Origin of the sequence: Sphingobium chlorophenolicum, from assembly GCF_000722875.1 — a bacterium.
Taxonomy (GTDB): domain Bacteria; phylum Pseudomonadota; class Alphaproteobacteria; order Sphingomonadales; family Sphingomonadaceae; genus Sphingobium; species Sphingobium chlorophenolicum.
In genome coordinates this window covers 63020-77744 of sequence record NZ_JFHR01000019.1, presented here as the reverse complement: position 1 = coordinate 77744, position 14725 = coordinate 63020, and the positions used below count along the sequence as shown (strand labels likewise).

The 14725-nt window shown below is 61.1% G+C and carries 15 protein-coding genes; 9 read left to right on the top strand and 6 right to left on the bottom strand.

What is annotated here, in order from left to right; translation table 11 throughout:
• Positions 1–32 precede the first annotated feature (32 nt).
• Genes BV95_RS10320 through BV95_RS10310 form a run of 3 tightly spaced genes read right to left on the bottom strand, consistent with a single transcriptional unit; the run spans position 33 to position 2133 of the window.
• Positions 33–413 carry a TadE/TadG family type IV pilus assembly protein gene (locus BV95_RS10320; RefSeq protein WP_037451027.1) on the bottom strand — a complete coding sequence of 127 codons (381 nt, stop codon included), beginning with the start codon at positions 411–413 and terminating at the stop codon, positions 33–35.
• A complete protein-coding gene (locus tag BV95_RS10315; RefSeq protein WP_037451026.1) occupies positions 410–883 on the bottom strand; it encodes a TadE/TadG family type IV pilus assembly protein in 474 nt (157 codons plus the stop codon). The genes BV95_RS10320 and BV95_RS10315 overlap by 4 nt, the downstream gene beginning before the upstream one ends.
• Positions 880–2133 (bottom strand): pilus assembly protein TadG-related protein, encoded by a 1254-nt coding sequence (locus BV95_RS10310; protein ID WP_037451084.1) that lies wholly within the window; start codon positions 2131–2133, stop codon positions 880–882. Before BV95_RS10310 ends, BV95_RS10315 begins: the two co-directional genes overlap by 4 nt.
• Positions 2134–2615: 482 nt before the next feature.
• On the opposite strand from BV95_RS10310, the gene BV95_RS10305 reads away from it, so the two are divergent.
• From BV95_RS10305 to BV95_RS10270, 8 genes are all read left to right on the top strand, one after another.
• Complete coding sequence (locus BV95_RS10305) at positions 2616–3485, top strand: cytochrome c oxidase subunit II (RefSeq protein WP_037451024.1); 870 nt, start codon at positions 2616–2618, stop codon at positions 3483–3485.
• The gene (locus tag BV95_RS10300) at positions 3485–5203 is read left to right on the top strand and encodes a cytochrome c oxidase subunit I (RefSeq protein WP_037451022.1); all 1719 of its coding nucleotides are present in this window, start codon (positions 3485–3487) and stop codon (positions 5201–5203) included. Before BV95_RS10305 ends, BV95_RS10300 begins: the two co-directional genes overlap by 1 nt.
• Positions 5200–5775, top strand: a complete 576-nt coding sequence (locus tag BV95_RS10295; protein ID WP_037451020.1) for a cytochrome c oxidase subunit 3 — start codon at positions 5200–5202, stop codon at positions 5773–5775. Before BV95_RS10300 ends, BV95_RS10295 begins: the two co-directional genes overlap by 4 nt.
• Before the next feature lie 13 nt (positions 5776–5788).
• A complete protein-coding gene (locus BV95_RS10290) occupies positions 5789–6472 on the top strand; it encodes a heme-copper oxidase subunit III family protein (protein ID WP_013846086.1) in 684 nt (227 codons plus the stop codon).
• A gap of 8 nt (positions 6473–6480) precedes the next feature.
• A complete protein-coding gene (locus tag BV95_RS10285; RefSeq protein WP_037451018.1) occupies positions 6481–6819 on the top strand; it encodes a cytochrome C oxidase subunit IV family protein in 339 nt (112 codons plus the stop codon).
• Positions 6820–6822: 3 nt separating this feature from the next.
• Complete coding sequence (locus BV95_RS10280) at positions 6823–7497, top strand: c-type cytochrome (RefSeq protein WP_037451015.1); 675 nt, start codon at positions 6823–6825, stop codon at positions 7495–7497.
• A 99-nt stretch (positions 7498–7596) separates the two neighbouring features.
• Positions 7597–9927 (top strand): arylsulfatase, encoded by a 2331-nt coding sequence (locus BV95_RS10275; RefSeq protein WP_051749698.1) that lies wholly within the window; start codon positions 7597–7599, stop codon positions 9925–9927.
• 126 nt (positions 9928–10053) lie between these two features.
• Positions 10054–11643 (top strand): alpha-glucosidase, encoded by a 1590-nt coding sequence (locus BV95_RS10270; RefSeq protein ID WP_037451012.1) that lies wholly within the window; start codon positions 10054–10056, stop codon positions 11641–11643.
• A 397-nt stretch (positions 11644–12040) separates the two neighbouring features.
• Here the strand turns inward: BV95_RS10270 and BV95_RS10265 are convergent, their stop codons facing one another.
• The 3 genes from BV95_RS10265 to BV95_RS10255 form a co-directional block, all read right to left on the bottom strand.
• Entirely contained in the window at positions 12041–12316 is a 276-nt protein-coding gene (locus BV95_RS10265) for a hypothetical protein (protein ID WP_037451009.1), read from the bottom strand.
• A gap of 49 nt (positions 12317–12365) precedes the next feature.
• Complete coding sequence (locus tag BV95_RS10260; RefSeq protein WP_037451004.1) at positions 12366–12983, bottom strand: response regulator transcription factor; 618 nt, start codon at positions 12981–12983, stop codon at positions 12366–12368.
• 91 nt (positions 12984–13074) lie between these two features.
• Entirely contained in the window at positions 13075–13584 is a 510-nt protein-coding gene (locus tag BV95_RS10255) for a PilZ domain-containing protein (RefSeq protein WP_234703142.1), read from the bottom strand.
• 337 nt (positions 13585–13921) lie between these two features.
• Between BV95_RS10255 and BV95_RS10250 the strand changes: the two genes are divergently transcribed.
• On the top strand, positions 13922–14338 hold the full coding sequence (locus BV95_RS10250) for a BLUF domain-containing protein (RefSeq protein ID WP_037450999.1): 417 nt from the start codon (positions 13922–13924) through the stop codon (positions 14336–14338).
• The last annotated feature ends 387 nt before the right edge of the window (positions 14339–14725 follow it).

Here is a 14725-nt window from a genome sequence, read left to right as displayed (position 1 = left end):
GCCCGTCCGGTATCCGGGTCCAGTTGAGGCCGTCAGTAGGATCGCCGGGTATAGCTGATCGACAATGGCGCGGTCTGGAAGACGATGAAGTTCAGCGGCCGCGAATAGGTCATCGTGATTTCGGTATAGGCCACGCCATATTGCGTGCCATGGGTGATGTTCGGATTATTGGTATAGGCGGGATCGAGGCCGAATTCGCATGCATTCACCTTGGCGGTGATCTGCGCATCCGTGGGGGTGGGATAGATGCTGGCATAGCGCGCCCCTTCATCCACCGCATGTTGCAGCCCCGTGCGCGCGCAGGCGATGACGCCAAGCTGTATCGCGCCCATCAGCAGGATCAGGAATGGCGGCAGGGCCAGGACGAATTCGATCGCCGCGGCCCCACGCTCATTGCGGATGAGGCGCATCATTGCAGGCGCACCGATGCAGAGCCGGTGAGCGGTATCCCGTTGGTCGACCAGTTGCTGCCGGGCATCAGTTTGGCGAACATGGGCGTGTAACTTCCCGAAATGGTGATCGCGACATAGCGCTTCGTTTGCTGACCGTCGGCGCAGGGGACTTCCGGGCTGGCGGTCTGCACCGTCGCATCGCAGAGCAGCGTGGGCGTGACGGTGACGTTATTGGTCGAAACACCGGCGGCGGCGGCGGCGTCGGCCGCGAGATTATTGTAGGCAGCCTGCGTTTTGGAGGTGTCGTTGGCGTAACCGCCCACCGTCGCCAATTGGCCTGTTCGTTCGGCGGCGCGCTGGAGCGCGATCTTCGCCTTGAACGCCATGGCGACATCGCCCGCCATGCAGGCCAGCAGCACCAGCACCGGCATGATGAGCGCCAGCTCAACTGTGCTGGTGCCAATGGAATCGGCGAAAAGCCGCTTCATCATCCCACCAGCCTCACCAGCGTCGCGGTAATTTTATCGACTCCCTTATTTTCGCACTGATTGACGATATTGCTGTTGCCAATGAAGGTGACGCGCTTGCCAACCATCTTCACGCATGTCGTGGTCATGCCCGATGTGCCGCTGAACGACATGGCTTGACCCGGAAAATAAAAGGCGCCTTGCAGGACTGAACTTGCATTGCCGTTGATCGTGTTGGTTCCCGAATCCGGAGCGCGCCGGTCCTGGTAGAAGAGGATGCCATGATAGGGATCGTTGAGGTCCGTCGGCGCCGTCAGGTTGAGCGTCGCGCCACCATTGATATTGACCGTCGCGATGGAGCCGGGATTGTTTGATGCATTGCTGCTGGTCAGGATGATGGTGACATCAGTGCCGTTGATCACCGCCTGCGATCCCACGTCGAACGAGCCGGCGTCGATATAATAGACGCCCGGCGCCATGTTCAGCGTGCCCTTGACGTCGACATTCTTATAGCATCCCGCCGTGATATTACGGCTGTTGTTGGGCTGCACGTTGAGGTTGTTGCAACTCGTCAAATTGGCCGCGGTGGGCGTCGGCAACGAAGCATAAGGGTCCTGCACCGGTATGCTGTAAGGCAACAGCGTTGTGCCGGTAGCATAGTTGGAACTGGACGTAAGCCCGCCTACGGCCGCCACCGGGGTCGCCGTCACCGTGCTGCTGCCCCCTGCGTAGACCGCGTTGGATGCCCGCGAATTGGTGGCCATGCCGCAACCCAGATTGACCGTCGCATTGCCCTGGAGCGTGATGCCAATCACGCTCGATTTTTCGAGCGAGACGACGCAATAGTCGCCGCTGCCCAAGACAGCCGCCGTCGCTTCGCCGAGAATGACCGGCGCCCTTATTCCCAATATCTTCGAAAAGGGCAGTTCTTTGGTGGTTTGCAGCACCACCCGCACCGCCTTGTTATTACCGGCATAGGAACCCGTGGTGGGCGCATTTTCGATAGTCGGCGTCTGCGACAGGGTGACCAGCGACAGGCGGTTGATGTCGGATGTCGCGCTGTCCGATGCGCTGAAGCCCTGCGCCACGGCATAGGCCCCGGCGAGCGCCGCGCTGTCCGCCTGGCGCTGGACCTGACGTTTCCACAGGGTCCATTGCACCGTATCGGTGGCCAATCCAGCCGCGCCGATCAGTATCGGCATGCAGGCAGCCGCCATCATCAGGACATTGCCCGTCCTGTCCCGCAGCAATCGCCCCATCGATCCGCCGAACATCATATCATCCTTTCTCGCACGCCAGGGGATCAAGCCCGACGGCAGGAATAGATTTAAATAATGTCGGTTAATGAAATCCTATTTTTCGGCAAAAATCTCTTATACTACATAGTATATAACTTAAGATATATATTTATTACTATAAATTATCTTCGCACGCATCTGATTTCATTTGAAAATCTTCAAATATAACGAAATTTACTTCAAATTATCGAGCAATACAGATGAGATTGACCGATAATATTCCACCGCTATCGGGCAGTAATTCCATCCTTCCCATGGGAGATGAAGGGGAATGGGACACAGCCTTCGCCACCTGCGGACGCTGCACTCCGCGATCGTCCGCCTCCGTCGTCCCCAAACCGACCCGTTGCAATCGCTTCCCCCAGCGGCATTTTTTCTGTAAATTGCCCCAGCGGTCATTACCGAGGCGACTCGAAATGCCGGATCGGCTGCGAGCGTCCTATATAGGGAGAGGGCTTGTGCCGGTTGCGGTAGCCATCGCCATGCTTGTGGTCGGCTCGGTCGCCTTTCACCTGTTCAGTCCATGGTGGCGCACGCCCATCGCTTCCAATTGGGGATCGATCGATTCCGCGCTCGACGTGACGCTGTGGATTTGCGCGGCGGCTTTTGTCGGGCTGAACCTGTTCCTGGCCTGGGCGCTGGTCAAATATCGCCACCGGCCCGGTCATCGCGCCCATTATGAGCCGGAAAACAGCTCGCTCGAAAAACGGCTGACCTTCTGGACCGCCATCGGCATCGCCGGGATGCTCGCGCCGGGGCTGGCCGCCTGGGGCAAATATGTGTCCGTGCCCAAGGAAGCGACCGTCATCGAGGCGGTCGGGCAGCAATGGCAATGGTCCTTCCGCTATCCGGGGCCGGACGGCGTGCTGGGCGCGGCGGGCGTCAAATATATCACGCCGGACAATGCGCTGGGGCTGGACCCGCTCGATCCGTTCGGGCGGGACGACATATTGGTGGAGAGCGGCGACCTGCACCTGCCGGTCGGCCAGCCGGTAAAGATCGTGCTGCGGTCCAAGGATGTGCTGCACGATTTCTACGTGCCGGAATTTCGCGCCAAGATGGACCTGGTGCCGGGCATCGTCACCTATTTCTGGATGACGCCGACCAGGGCGGGGACGTTCGACATCCTCTGCGCCGAACTGTGCGGGACCGGCCATCATGAAATGCGCGGCAAGGTGGTGGTGGAAACGCCCAAAGCCTTCGCCGCATGGCAGGCGCAACAGAGCAGCTTCGGACAGATATTGGCCGAAGCGCCGCCAGCCGCCATGTCGATCCTGCTGATCAAGGCCAACGCCTGTATCGTGCCCCCATCCTGGAGCATTCGCTGATGGCTACCACCCTGGCTGACGACCTGCGCCCGCTGCATCATCCGCATAGCTGGGTCACCAAATATGTCTGGAGCCAGGATCATAAGGTCATCGCCATCCAATATAGCGTGACGGCCATTTCCATTGGGCTGGTGGCGCTGGTGCTGTCGGCGTTGATGCGGTTGCAGCTTGGTTTTCCGGGGCTGTTCCCGGCGATCCAGCCCGACAATTATCTGCAATTCGTGTCGATGCACGGCATGATCATGGTGGTCTATCTGCTGACGGCATTGCTGCTGGGCGGCTTCGGCAATTATCTGATCCCGCTGATGATCGGGGCGCGGGACATGGTGTTCCCCTTCGTCAACATGCTGAGTTTCTGGTTCTACCTGCTGTCGGTGATTGTGCTGGTGGCGGGCTTCTTCGTGCCCGGCGGGCCTACCGGGGCGGGATGGACGCTCTATCCGCCGCAGGCCATCACGGAGGGGACGCCGGGCCACCAATGGGGCATCGCGACCATGTTGGTGAGCCTGGCCATCTTCGTCGCGGCCTTCACCATGGGCGGCCTCAACTATGTAACCACGGTGTTGCAGGCGCGGACGAGGGGCATGACGCTGATGCGGATGCCGCTGTCGGTGTGGGGGATCTTCACCGCGTCGGTGATGGGGCTGCTGGCCTTTCCGGCGCTCTTCGTCGCGGCGATCATGATGCTGTTCGACCATTTCGCGGGTACCAGCTTCTTCATGCCGACCATGCAATCCATGGGGGCGATCACCGACACGCAGGGCGGCAGCCCCCTGTTGTTCCAGCATCTCTTCTGGTTCTTCGGCCATCCCGAAGTCTATATCGTCGCCCTGCCCGCCTTCGGCATCGTATCGGACCTGATCAGCGTCCATGCGCGGCGCAATATCTTCGGCTATCGCATGATGGTCTGGGCGATCGTGATCATCGGGGCGCTCAGCTTCCTGGTCTGGGCGCATCATATGTATGTCAGCGGCATGAACCCTTATTTCGGGTTCTTCTTCGCCACGTCGACATTGATCATCGCCATTCCGACAGCGATCAAAGTCTATAACTGGCTGCTGACATTGTGGCGCGGGGACATTCATCTGCGGGTGCCGATGCTGTTCGCCATCGCCTTCATCTTCACCTTCATCCATGGCGGATTGTCGGGGCTGTTTCTGGGCAATGTCAGTGTCGACGTACCTCTGTCCGACACATTCTTCGTCGTCGCGCATTTCCATATGGTGATGGGCGTGTCTCCGGTGCTGGTGATCTTCGGCGCCATCTATCACTGGTATCCCAAAATCTTCGGCCGGATGTGGAATGAGACTTTGGGGAAGCTCCATTTCTGGATCACTTTCTTGGGCGTCTATGCGATTTTCCTGCCGATGCATTATCTGGGGATTTTGGGGGTTCCGCGCCGCTATTATGCGCTGGGCGAAACCGCCTTCATTCCGCAGTCGGTCCATCTGGCCAATGCCTGGATCAGCATTGCGGCGCTGATCGTGTTCGTCGCGCAGGGCATGTTCTTCTTCAACATGATCTGGAGCCTGTTCCGGGGCCCGCGGGCCGACCCCAATCCCTGGGGCGCGGCCAGCCTGGAGTGGCTGACGCCCGACACGCCGCCCGGGCACGGCAATTGGGGACCGCATCTGCCGGTCGTCCATCGCTGGGCCTATGATTATAGCGTGCCGGGGGCGGCGCGGGACTTCATCCCCCAGACGGAGCCGCGCACATGAGCATATTGACGCGCCTGACGGAAAAAAGCTGGGAGCCGGGCGCGCAGCCGGTGGAGCGGGATCGGCCGTCCGCCGGAGCGGTCGGGACGGTGGCCTATTTCGGCGTGGCGCTGGTCATGTTTTCCCTGCTGGTGGCGGCCTATCTGATGCGCATGGGTCTGCATGGCGGGATGGGGCATGAGCATGACTGGAAGCCGATGCCCGATCCGCCGCTGCTGTGGATCAATACGCTAGTGCTGGCGGCAAGCAGCGTCGCGTGGGAAGTGGCGCGGCGGAAGCGGATGGTTAGCGCGGCGGCGTTCGGGGCGGTGCTGGGGGCGCTGTTTCTGGGCGGGCAATTGCTGCTCTGGAACCATTATCAGGCGGCGGGCTATGCTCTGTCGGGCAATCCGGCCAATGCCTTCTTCTATCTGCTGACGGCCCTGCATGGGCTGCACATCGTCGGCGGCCTGTTTGCCGCCGGGCGGGCATTGGCGGCGGCGAACATGCGCAATATCGCCCTGTGCGCCCTCTATTGGCATTTTCTGTTGGTCATCTGGCTGGTTCTGGCCGCTCTGCTGCTGTCGACTTGAGGGATGTTTCGCCATGGCTCAAGGCATAGATAGGGAAGTCATCGCTCCTACCCTGCGGGAGATCGCGGCCGACTGGTCCGCCGATCAGGAAGTGTTCCGCCATACCCATTGGGGCAAGGCGATGATGTGGATTTTCCTGCTGAGCGATACTTTCATCTTCTCCTGCTTTTTAACCGGTTATATGACGGTCCGGGCGTCGGCTACTCTGCCATGGCCCAATACGGCGGAAGTATTCGCGCTGAATATCGGCGGGCAGGACATTCCGCTCGTCCTGATCGCGATCATGACCTTTGCCCTGATCAGTTCCAGCGGCACCATGGCGATGGCCGTCAATTTCGGCTATCAGCGCGACCGGCGGAAAACGACGGCGCTGATGCTGTTGACGGCTTTGTTCGGCCTGACCTTCCTGGGCATGCAGGCCTTCGAATGGAGCAAGCTGATCTTCGAGGAAGGCGTGCGCCCCTGGAGCAATCCGATGGGCGCGCCGCAATTCGGTGCCGCTTTCTTCATGATCACCGGCTTTCATGGGCTGCACGTCACCTGCGGCGTCATCCTGCTGCTGATCATCGCGTCCAAGGTGGCGCGGGGCCATTATGACAAGTCGGGCGATTATAGCGCGGTCGAGATTGCCGGGCTTTACTGGCATTTCGTCGATCTGGTCTGGGTGTTCATCTTCGCCTTTTTCTATCTCTGGTGAGGGCCGTCATGCAGGACGATATTTCCGCCGCCCATGAGGGCCAGCAACATCCGGTCAGCCTTTACATGAAGGTCTGGGGGCTGCTGTTCCTGCTCAGCGCCATGTCCTATCTGGTCGATTACATGCATGTTCAGGGGATCGTGCGCTGGACGCTGATCATCCTCTTCATGCTGTTGAAGGCGGGGTTGATCCTGTCGATCTTCATGCATCTGGCGTGGGAGCGGCTGTCGCTGATCTATGCGATATTGGTGCCGCCGCTGGTTCTGCTGGTGCTGGTGCGGATCATGACGATCGAGGCGAATTACGCCTTCTGGACCCGCGCCATCTTCCTGGGCGGAGGGGGTTGAGCCATGGGCCGGATGCGCGGAATGGCGGTGGGCTTGTGCATTGCCGGGGCGGCGGTGACGGTGTTGAGCCTGGGGTGGTTCAGCGACAAGCTCTATACGCGGGTGAGGCCGGGGCAATTGGCCTATCAGCCGATGGAGGAGATGCCGCCGCGTGTGGACATGGCCTCCGTCCAGCGCGACTGGCCCGCCAGTTTCAATGAGCCGGGGGAAGGCAGCCGGGTGATCGCCTATCAGCGGGCCATGCGGGGGAAGGCTCCGGCGCCGGGCGCGGCTGGTGGCGCTGTGGCGGCCGCTCCGCCGCCTGATCTGGGCAGCCTGCTCGCCAGTGCGGATGCGGGGGCGGGGAAGCAGAAGATACAGCTTTGCATGAGTTGTCATGACTTCACGCAGGGCGGGGTCAATCGCATCGGGCCGAACCTGTGGGGCGTTGTTGGGCGGCCGGTGGCGAGCCATGCTGGCTTCGCCTATTCCCCCGCCATGCAGGCGCATAAGGGGAGCTGGGATTATGAGGCCCTGTTCGCCTTCCTCGGCTCGCCGGGGCGGGTGGTGCCGGGAACGAAGATGAGCTTCGCGGGATTGCGCAGGCCGGAGGATCGGGCGGCGGTGATCAAATATCTGGCGACCTTGGGAACCGGAGCGCCGCCCCTGCCCCAGCCCAAGGCCATAGCCGCACGGTAGGGAGAAGAAGCCCCATGCCGCTTGACACCCCTCATCGGCATCCATATGAAATTTGCACTATAGGAGAATATTGAAACATCCTCACGAGAAGGAGAGCCCATGCCGTCCGCCCGCTTATCGGCTGCATTTTTCCGGCGGGCGATCTCCGCCCTTCCCTTGCTGGCATTCCCCCTGTCGTCCGTCGCCGCGCAGGATGCGCCCGTGCAGAAGGTCTATGGCCGCACCCCCGCCGAATCCTCGCCGCCCGTCTGGCCGCAACCGGTACGCGCCGCCAGGGGGGCGCCCAACATCCTACTGATCATGACCGACGATGTGGGCTTCGGGTCCAGCAGCACCTTCGGCGGGCCGGTGCCGACGCCGACCTTCGACGCGCTGGCGAAGGCCGGACTGCGTTATAATCAGTTCAACACGACCGCCATCTGCTCGCCCACGCGGGCGTCGCTGCTGACGGGACGCAATCCGCAGGCGGTGGGCATGGGCTATGTCGCCAACTGGGCGACCGGCTATGACGGCTATAACAGCGTCATCCCCAAAAGCGCGGGCACCATGGCGCAGATATTGAAGGAAAATGGCTATAACACCGCCATGATCGGCAAGGGGCATGTAACCCCCGAATGGGAAATGAGCCGCGCCGGGCCTTTCGACCGCTGGCCGACCGGATTGGGCTTCGAATATTTTTACGGCTTCCTGGGCGCCGACAGCAGCATGGCGGAACCCAATCTGGTTGAAAACACCAACCCCGTCTCCCCGCCCGCCGATCCGGACTATCATCTGGAGCGGGACTTGGCCGATCATGCCATGGCGTGGATCGACAGCCAGCATGCCGCCGCCCCCGACAAGCCTTTCCTGCTCTATTACGCCACCGGCACCGCCCATGCGCCCAACATGCCGCCCGCCGACTGGCTGGCGAAATTCCGGGGAAAATTCGACGCGGGCTGGGACGTGCTGCGGGCCGGGACGGTGGCGCAACAGAAGAAGCTGGGCGTCATTCCGGCCGGGACCGACGATGCACCACATCCCGGCACGCTGCCGCGCTGGGACAGCCTGACGCCGGATCAGAAGCGGCTTTATGCCCGTTATATGGAGGCTTATGCGGCCTCCCTGGCCTATGCCGACGCGCAGATCGGGCGGGTGATCCAGAAGCTGCGCGACAATGGCGAGTTGGACAACACCCTCATCATCTACATCCAGGGCGACAATGGCGCGAGCGCGGAGGGCAGTTTCGACGGCAAGCTGTTCGAACAGTCGGCGCTGAGCGGGGTCAGGGAAGACCCGGCCTATGCGCTCGCCCATATCGATGAGATCGGGACGAAGACCGCCTATAATCTGATGCCGGGCGGCTGGGGCTGGGCGATGAATGCGCCCTTCCCCTGGGCGAAGCGCTACGGGTCGCATTTCGGGGGCACGCGCAACGGCATGGTGATGGCCTGGCCGGGGCATATCAAGGATGCGGGCGGCCTGCGCAGCCAGTTCCACCATGTCAGCGACATCATGCCGACCGTGCTGGAGGCTGCGGGGGTGAAGGCGCCGGAAATATTGGACGGCGTGCCGCAACAGCCGATCACCGGGATTAGCATGGCCTATAGTTTTCAGGCGAAGGACGCGCCCTCCCGCCGCACGGTTCAGGTGGCGGCCATGGCGCAGAATCTGAGCATCTACAAGGATGGCTGGGTGGCCGCGACCGCGCCGATGGCGACACCGTGGGAAAGGACGCCGCCCAAGCCCGTACCGCTGGATCAGCGGCAGTGGCAGCTTTACGACGTCCGCCGCGACTTCAGCCAGGCGCATGATGTCGCATCGGCCAATCCGCAGAAACTGGAGGCGCTGAAGCAACTATTCTGGGCGGAGGCGGCGCTGTCCAACATATTGCCGATCCATGGCAGCGAAGGCGGGCAGAAGGGACGGCCCGATCCCAATGAGGGACGGACCATGTTCAGCTACAACGCGCCGGTCAGCCATATTCCGGAAAGCGCGGCGCCGGCTCTGGTGGGACGATCCTTCGCCGCGACCGCCAGGATCGGCGTCCCGGCCGAAGGGGCCAGGGGCGTCATCATCGCGCATGGCGGACGTTTCGGCGGCTATAGCCTGTTCTTCGATCGCGGGCGGATTGCCTTCACCTATAATCTGACGCCCGCGCATATGACCCGCATCGTGGGCGCGGTTCCCGTGACGGCAGGCGCGCATGCGATCGGGCTGGACTTCGCGATGGACAAGGATGTGCCGACCGGTGGGGCCAATGTCACGCTGACCGTCGACGGCAAGGCGGTGGCGCAGGGGCGGGTCGAGCGCACATTCGCGCAGGTGGTGTCGCATAGCGAGGATTTCGACGTGGGCATGGATCTGGTGAGTCCGGTCGATCCGGCCGCCTATGACAGTGCGGCCAGCCGGTTCAACGGGACGCTGGAAAAGGTCGAGATCATCGTGAAATGAGCATTGCTGTCGACTGACGGAACCGCGCTTTCGCGCTCCGGACGCACACCGATCAAGACCCCTATGAAAGCCGCTGCAATCAAGCCAGAAGGATGCGACGACAAAAGCCCGGAGCGCCGTCCCGCAATGACCGACACGACCCTCCCCTGGTGGCGCGGCGCCGCCATCTACCAGATCTATCCGCGCAGCTTCGCGGACTCCAACGGCGACGGCATCGGCGACCTGAGGGGCATCACCGCCCATCTTCCCTATGTGGCGTCGCTGGGCGTGGATGCGATCTGGCTGTCGCCCTTCTTCAAAAGCCCGATGCGCGATTTCGGCTATGACGTGTCGGATTATTGCGATGTCGACCCTATATTCGGCACGCTGGATGATTTCGACGCGCTGGTGGCGCAGGCGCATCGCCTCGGCCTGCGCATCGTCATCGATCAGGTCTGGGCGCATACATCGGACGAGCATGGCTGGTTCGTCGAAAGCCGCTCCAGCCGCGACAATGCCAAGGCCGACTGGTATGTCTGGGCCGATCCCAAGCCGGACGGCTCCCCGCCCAACAACTGGCAGTCGGTGTTCGGCGGCCCGGCCTGGACCTGGGACGCGCGGCGCCGCCAATATTATATGCACCAGTTTCTGCGCGAGCAGCCGCAATTGCATCTGCATCGTCCCGACGTGCAGGACAGCGTGTTCGACATCATCCGTTTCTGGCTGGACCGGGGCGTGGACGGCTTCCGCATCGACGCGATCAACCATGCAATGCACGATCCCAGACTGCGCGACAATCCGCCCGCGCCGGACGACGGCACGCTGCGCACCCGTCCCTTCGACTTCCAGATCAAGAAATACAGCCAGAGCCATCCGGACATTCCGCTCTTCCTGGAAAAGGTGCGGCGACTGTTCGATGAATATCAGGACCGCTTCACCGTGGCCGAAGTCGGCGGCTCGAACAGCGATATGGAGATGAAGGCCTTCACGCAGGGCGAAGACAGGCTGAACACGGCCTATGGATTCGATTTCCTCTATGCGCCGGAACTGACCGCTGAATTTCTGAGGACAGCGCTCGTCAAATGGCCCTGCGAAACCGGCGCGGGCTGGCCGAGCTGGGCGTTCGAAAATCACGACGCGCCGCGTGCGGTGTCGCGCTGGGCCAAGGGGGCGGACCCGGAAGCCTTTTGCCGGATGAAGATGCTGCTGCTCGCCTGTCTGCGCGGCAATATCTTCCTCTATTATGGCGAGGAACTGGGCCTGCCGCAGGTCGATATCGCGTTCGAGGATCTGCAGGATCCGGAAGCCATCGCCAACTGGCCGCTGACCCTCTCCCGCGACGGGGCGCGAACGCCGATGCCCTGGCGGTCGGATGCGCCCTATCTGGGCTTTTCGCAGGCCAGGCCATGGTTGCCGGTCGGGGAAGCGCATCGGACGCTCGCCGTGGATGTGCAGGAGGCGCGACCGGATTCGCTGCTGCACTGGACGCGGCGGGTGCTGGCGCTGCGCAACGGGTCGCCTGCCCTGCGCGTGGGGGCGATCGACTTTCTGAAAACGCCGCGGGAATTGCTGGCGTTCGAACGGGTTCAGGGGGACGAACGGCTGCTCTGCGTCTTCAATCTCAGCGACATGCCCGTGGCATGGACGCCGCCGGGTCACTGGCGACCGCTGCTGTCGACCGGCCGGATCGACGGATGGCGCTTCCCTGCCTCCTCGGCTCTTGTGGCGCAGCATTAGGCCGCGTGGACAAATTCCGGACTGTCGGAAAATGCCCAATAGCGGACATCAATTCCTCCCTACGCGCAGCGTGGGGAGGGGGACCGTCGGCGCAGCCGATGGTGGAGGGGAAGATTCGGAGGTCGTGCCCCCTTCCCCTCCACCAGCCTTCGGCCGTCGAAGAGAGTCACGTGCCTCTCTTCGACCCTCCCCATCTCTCGATGGGGAGGAATAGGATAGGTCGGCTAACCAAACAAATCACTCCGTCCGGCAAGTTTTGAATTTGTCCACGCTGCCTAGGACCAATCGACATTCAGCCATTTCGTACGATTGGCGCGAGCTTCATTCCAAATCGTTCCTCATATTTTTAAACTGAATGTCGATCCAACCCAGACGATTTCCCGACAGGGAATCTGAATCAGCATAAGCGGTCCACCTCGCCGTCCTTCGCCGCAGCCTTGAAGGCTTCCTGTATCCGCTTATACCGGTCAATTATCCGTTCGCATTCCTCTTTCGACTTGAAATATTCGTCATATTCCTCGCCATAGAGGGCCTTGTCTTTTTTTGGTTTTTTCGATGTTAACCATGGCCTGAACATGGGCGATGATTGATTGTCAGACGAATCTCTGAGGTCGGTCCATTTCTTTTTGACAATTCCCTGCCCGAATGGGCTGGGAACATCGATTTTCGTCATGACCAATCCAACTCATATCGAATGATGGCAGACCGTTCATTCATTCAGTTCAAGATCGCGGCAATCCCGACTCCGGAAGGGCAAGGATGATTTCCGAAAATTTCTTCACGCCGAATTTCTTCATGATGCTGGCGCGGTGCATTTCGACCGTCCTGACGCTGATTTGCAGCGCGTCCGCGACATCGCGATTGCTGCTGTTGGAACCCAGCGCCCGCACGACGTCCCGCTCCCTTTTCGTCAGGCTTTCCAGTTGCGCCGCCGCGACATCCCTTCGCCGCTGAATTTCGATCCGCTGCTCCAGAACGGGCTGGACATTGGCGAGCATCTTGAAAAGCACGCTGTCCGCGAAAGGCTTTTCCAGAAAATCCACCGCTCCCCGCTTGATGACGTCCACCGCCGTGGGAATGTCGCTCGACATGCTCATCATGATCAGGGGGATGTCCAGCCTGCGGGACAAAATCTCCTCCTGCACCGCCATGCCATCCCTGTCCGAAAGGCGCAGTTCCAGCAGCGCAATGCCAGGGGCCAGAAAATCCAGCGATCCCACAAAGTCGGCGCCGCAGGAAAAGGGGGTCGGCTCAAACCCCTCCCGCCGCAAGGCGCCCACCAGATATTGGCGCGTCTTGCTGTCGTGATCGACGATATAGACTGGGCATGCTGGTTTCATAGTCAATTGCCGACGCTACACCTTCCGCCAACGCCCCCTCCAACGCACGGGACGCGAAATGGTTTCGTTATCGATTCTTTTTTTCGTCCGGTCAGTCGGCGGCCGCGCGGCGCGGTTCAAAGAAGACCCCGATCATCCCGCCGCTCGCCCATTGAACCCGCCCCATCCGCACGTCCTGCCCCCTGGTTTTCACCAGCAACCGCGTTCCCTCGCTCACGCCGCCGCCGACCTCGATCATCATTCCTTCCAGCGACATGTTGCGGATCGTGCCGATCGAAACGGGGGCCGACGTCACCAGGGTCGCGAAGAAATTGACGGTCAGGCGCTGACCGCGCGGCTCATATTTTTCCGGCGCGGCGTTCGCGTCGGGTTCCTCGCCTGGAACCCAGGGCAATGCTTCCTCCAGCAGAAGGCCGCACCGGGAACCGTTGATCCAGCGGACCTCGGCCGTCCGGAAACTCGCCTCGTCGAAACTCACATGGACCTGCTGATGCAAACCCAGCGACACGGCGCACCGGCCGCTTAGCCCCGCGCGCGAAATATTGTCGACGGAAAGGTTCGCTTCCTCCAGCACAGGATAGAGCAATGCTGTCTTGAACACAGTCTGTCGCGGATGACGCCGCTTTTCCATTACCCCGCCTTCGTCATCCGGTAACTTGCTTATTTGATCGGCCATACAGCTTCCCCGCAAATCGGAAAAACCCCATAAAAGCCGCGCCTTACCCCCCAGTTAGGGAGGCGATAAGTAATTTTACGGTAATGGGCCGAATATCCGCATTAACCATCATTCTCTAATATCGTCTGCGGCCGCTCCCCCAATCAAGGCGGCCTACCCTATGGGCGGGGCGCATTTCCAGTCCCATCTTGCGTCCCGCCCTTTACGGGTTACTGGTTGCGAATAACTTTACTTTTGCACAACAATCGGCGACATCGCTTTCATGCTCGCGCGATGGTCCTATATCAGCACTAGCCGGTTGGATTCGATCGACGCCGAAGAGCGCATCCGGGATATCGTCGCCGTCTCCATCCCCCGCAACCGTTCGCTGCAAGTGACGGGCTCGCTGCTGTTCACCGGCCGCCGCTTCGCCCAATATATAGAGGGAACGTCCGCCGCGATTGAGGAACTCAAGGCCAGTATCCTGCGGGATTCCCGGCATGAGGATGTGCGGACCATCGCCTGGGGCGAATATGCCCATCGGCGCTTCGTCACCTGGTCCCTCGCCTATGCGGGGCCATCCCATTTCGTGTCGGATATCGTGGAACGGGCATTGAACGACACGCTGGAAAGGGGCGATGAGGGGATCGAAACGCTCATCCAAACCATGTCGGAATTCTCGATCCACGGCCGTAGCTGACGGCAGTCATGCGCCGGGCGACCGGCGATGAACATCCAGACGCGGCCCAGGCCGTAAACTCCTCAATTCGGGATCGACCCGGCCCTGCCATCCTCATGGCTTAACCGGCGGCCGTCCCCGCCGGGCCGCAACCCGTCCCGCCACTGGCGAAGGCCGAATTCAAATATCAGGTCAAGAGAGCGGCGGCTCATCGTCCATCGCATATTTCCCGCGATCCACTTAATTGTGGACATTGGCGGCGATATGAGGGATTGAAATCGAGGTTTTCGAATCATGGGTATGTTCAAGACCCAGGGCTGGACGGACAGGGGGAGCAGGCGCGTCATGACCGAGAAGCTGAAGCATCCGACCGCGACGCCCGGACCGAAATAGGCAAGGCAGGCGCCC

Bases quoted from the DNA above. Each gene is read 5' to 3' on its own strand.
- BV95_RS10310 (WP_037451084.1), bottom strand. From the start codon at position 2,133: ATGTTCGGCGGATCGATGGGGCGATTGCTGCGGGACAGGACGGGCAAT.
- BV95_RS10275 (WP_051749698.1), top strand. From the start codon at position 7,597: ATGCCGTCCGCCCGCTTATCGGCTGCATTTTTCCGGCGGGCGATCTCC.
- BV95_RS10295 (WP_037451020.1), top strand. From the start codon at position 5,200: ATGAGCATATTGACGCGCCTGACGGAAAAAAGCTGGGAGCCGGGCGCG.
- BV95_RS10320 (WP_037451027.1), bottom strand. From the start codon at position 413: ATGATGCGCCTCATCCGCAATGAGCGTGGGGCCGCGGCGATCGAATTC.
- BV95_RS10250 (WP_037450999.1), top strand. From the start codon at position 13,922: ATGCTCGCGCGATGGTCCTATATCAGCACTAGCCGGTTGGATTCGATC.
- BV95_RS10260 (WP_037451004.1), bottom strand. From the start codon at position 12,983: ATGAAACCAGCATGCCCAGTCTATATCGTCGATCACGACAGCAAGACG.
- BV95_RS10270 (WP_037451012.1), top strand. From the start codon at position 10,054: ATGACCGACACGACCCTCCCCTGGTGGCGCGGCGCCGCCATCTACCAG.
- BV95_RS10280 (WP_037451015.1), top strand. From the start codon at position 6,823: ATGGGCCGGATGCGCGGAATGGCGGTGGGCTTGTGCATTGCCGGGGCG.
- BV95_RS10315 (WP_037451026.1), bottom strand. From the start codon at position 883: ATGATGAAGCGGCTTTTCGCCGATTCCATTGGCACCAGCACAGTTGAG.
- BV95_RS10290 (WP_013846086.1), top strand. From the start codon at position 5,789: ATGGCTCAAGGCATAGATAGGGAAGTCATCGCTCCTACCCTGCGGGAG.
- BV95_RS10265 (WP_037451009.1), bottom strand. From the start codon at position 12,316: ATGACGAAAATCGATGTTCCCAGCCCATTCGGGCAGGGAATTGTCAAA.
- BV95_RS10285 (WP_037451018.1), top strand. From the start codon at position 6,481: ATGCAGGACGATATTTCCGCCGCCCATGAGGGCCAGCAACATCCGGTC.
- BV95_RS10300 (WP_037451022.1), top strand. From the start codon at position 3,485: ATGGCTACCACCCTGGCTGACGACCTGCGCCCGCTGCATCATCCGCAT.